General features: G+C 40.4%; 3 protein-coding genes. 2 read left to right on the top strand and 1 reads right to left on the bottom strand.

What is annotated here, in order from left to right; all coding sequences use genetic code 11:
* Nucleotides 1–2,086 (bottom strand): TOTE conflict system archaeo-eukaryotic primase domain-containing protein (locus tag AC1DWB_RS32695; RefSeq protein WP_477545272.1); only part of this gene is annotated, 2,086 nt, incomplete at its 3' end.
* Nucleotides 2,087–2,304: 218 nt separating this feature from the next.
* Here AC1DWB_RS32695 and AC1DWB_RS32700 point away from each other — a divergent pair.
* Both AC1DWB_RS32700 and AC1DWB_RS32705 read left to right on the top strand, forming a co-directional pair.
* Nucleotides 2,305–2,547: a hypothetical protein gene (locus tag AC1DWB_RS32700; RefSeq protein ID WP_477545273.1), complete on the top strand. Its 243-nt coding sequence runs from the start codon at nucleotides 2,305–2,307 to the stop codon at nucleotides 2,545–2,547.
* 1 nt (nucleotide 2,548) lies between these two features.
* Nucleotides 2,549–2,947 carry a retropepsin-like aspartic protease gene (locus tag AC1DWB_RS32705; protein WP_477545274.1) on the top strand — a complete coding sequence of 133 codons (399 nt, stop codon included), beginning with the start codon at nucleotides 2,549–2,551 and terminating at the stop codon, nucleotides 2,945–2,947.
* The last annotated feature ends 222 nt before the right edge of the window (nucleotides 2,948–3,169 follow it).

Genomic DNA, 3,169 nt, shown 5'->3' on the forward strand with positions numbered 1-3,169 from the left:
GTACGATCACATTCTTCGCGAACTTTTCCAATTTCTTCTCAAAGTACTCCACATGCGCTGTCCGCTCAGCCAGAATGATTGGTGATCTTCCTTGATCCAAACATTTTAATAAATCGTCAAAAATCAGCTCATTCCTTTTTTCATCTTCTACTAACAATTTATAAATATCTTGTATAGCTAGACTGACCGAGTCTACAGGTATTTGAAAAGATGTATACCTAGGCAATACTTTATGTTCAAATCCTCTTGTAGAAGCTTGGGACTTCGCATCAATTTTTGTTCGAATCGGGCCACACTGCATAATCACAATAGGTTGCTGTCCATCCTGCCGCGTAGGAGTAGCGGTAAGACCAATGACGTATTTGGCATTTGCTTTTTTCAGCACTTGCTCAAAGCTAAATGCGGAAACATGATGACATTCGTCAACAATGATTTGTCCATACTCCGTTAAGTAATCCTTTATCTGACCTTTATTGTTTAAGCTTTGAATGACGGCAATATCAATAATCCCCGTTCGTTTTTCCTTCCCTCCGCCAATAATGCCGATTTCTTTGGTATCGAGATCTAGAAAAGTACTTAATCTTTCCTTCCACTGATCCATCAATTCACGGCGATGCACCATGACTAACGTGTTCACTTTTCTAGAAGCGATAATCGAAGCAGCAACTACCGTCTTTCCAAACGCTGTTGCGGCAGAAAGAATGCCCGTGTCATGAACCAAGATGGATCTAGCCGCAGCGTCCTGCAGAATTGAAAGCTGCCCATTAAAGCTTACGTTTACATCTACTCCCTTGTTTCTCTCATCAGCTATTGATAGTTCCACCCCGTATTTCTCAAACAATCTTGTAACCAATTGCAGACAGCCTCTAGGTAGAGCAATATGATTAGGAAAGTCTTCTGCGCAACCAATAACACGGGGTTTTCCATACGTAGGTAGACGCATCGCTTGAGTTTTATAAAAATCAGGATTTTGAAATGAAGCGATCCGCCTTATCCGATTTATCATCCATACTGATAGGCCATTTTTCTCGATATAGATCATATTAGACAACACGATATGAACCTTCGATGGTAGTGAGCTACTGAGTTGTTCTTCTTCATCAAAATCAATTTTCTGATTTTCCCACGGTCTATCTCTATCTATTTCCTCGTCCCATATCCCAATGTTAAGAAAATTAGAGTTTCGTGTTAACTCATGAACTTTAGCCTCGATTACAGATAAGCTCATTTTCCTTAAACCAGACAAAAAGCTCCACTGATCTTCATATGGTATAAAATTATCGTCAACGAAAACACTATTTCCTTCCTTTCGAGGGCCACCTTGCAATGGTAGAGCTATTAAGTTGCCAAAGCCACCCTTTGGCAGTGTATCTTGATTGGGAAATAGACGATCATAGGAAGCAAGACCCAGCTCATATCTATTTTCCATCGTCTTGGTCAACAGTGCACATCCTAATTTCCGGGCCAAACTCGCATCAACAGGTTGATCAAAAAACAACCAAATATGTCCTCCGTTCCCGGAACGAGAGCGTTCCAGCGCCGTAGGAATTTGGAATTCTGTACATGTACGCATGACAGCAGAAGCATCCTGCTTCCAGTCTTGTTTGTCAAAATCTATGGCTAGAAACCAGCAAGTCTCGTTTGGAAGCATCGGATAGACACCGATAGTACGATTAATCTTGGCATCGAGATGATTCGACATGATCTCATCCGTTATAGGAATAAACTCTCGATGAGAGCAGTCTGAGCATTTGATCTGAGGTTTCTTACATACAAATGTCCATTCATTCCCGCATGCTGGTGAGTATCCTGACTTTCCAGTTTTACTTTCCCACCTATTAGGATACACGTCTTCACGACCACGAAATAGATTTCGAAATATCCCAATCTTCTCGCTCGGAGTTGAATAATTGTGGACAGTACCCTTAACAGGCTCTACCTTAACAACAGGAGGGTGATCAAGACCAGTTATTTTCGTTTCATCTTTTGTACTGCCAGCAAGCTTTTGCTTCAATTGATGATTCTCTTGATTCAATCGTTCTATTTCTTTCAAGGCAAGCTCAAGCTTTCTCTCCAAGTCCTTCATACTACCTCCGGTAAATGAACGTTGGTAAGTTTAGTTTATCATATGAAGAATAGTGACTGAACAAGAAAAAACGCCCATTCACATAGGCATGATTAGAAAGATGTAGCCAGTATCCTTAGATTTCTGTGTGGAGTATAATTATAATTACCAATAATTTTATGGAGCTAGAGTTGAACAGACAAATAAGAAAGAAAATTTCCTATGAGGATGTGATACCGATGCAATGGCAAGAAGTTCGTACTATTTATCCTAATCAATATGTCTTGCTTGAAATTCTTGACTCTCATACTGAAGATAACATTCAGTTCGTCGATGATGTTGCTTTAGTTCGAGCTATACAAGATCCCGACGAAGCAACTAGAGAACTTTTTAAATGCAAAAATAACAACATCGTCTATCATACCGGGCAAGAGAAAATAACCATCGAGCTTAGAAATAGTCCACTATACAGGAGTAGATGAAATGCAGATTGAATATGATCACGATTTACTCCAAACATCCATAACCATTCATTACAAAGGGCGCTCCTTGACAATCAACAATTTAGTGATTGATACTGGCGCGGCGCATTCATTGTTATGTTCTGATATCGTATCTGAAATCGGCATTAAATTCGAAAACGGTGATAAACTGCTAAGGAGCTTTGGGATCGGAGGAGACGAATACACTTTTCAAAAACACGTTGATCAAGTCCAAATAGGCGACTTTATCATGAAAGGCATCTCTATTGATTTTGGTGTTTTTCATAAAGACATTAATTACATTAATGGCCTCATCGGACTAGATATCCTCAAAAGTGGTAACATGGTCATCGACCTTCATCGGATGGAAATGTATCCGGCAAACCTGCCAACGTCCTAGACATAGGTCGCACAGCTGTTGCAATTCCGAACACACCTCGCCTATGCCCATCTACCACTTTAACTACGATAATACCAAGTGATCAATATGCTGCTTGACCTCCATCCAGTTGGATGCACGATATACGTGGGCATTCGTTACGGACTTATTATATGGTGATTTGGGCGATATAAAACAGGGTTATCTCGTAAGCCGTATACTCTACAGCTTGCGGGATAACCC

The organism is Paenibacillus sp. P4_E11, assembly GCF_056401635.1.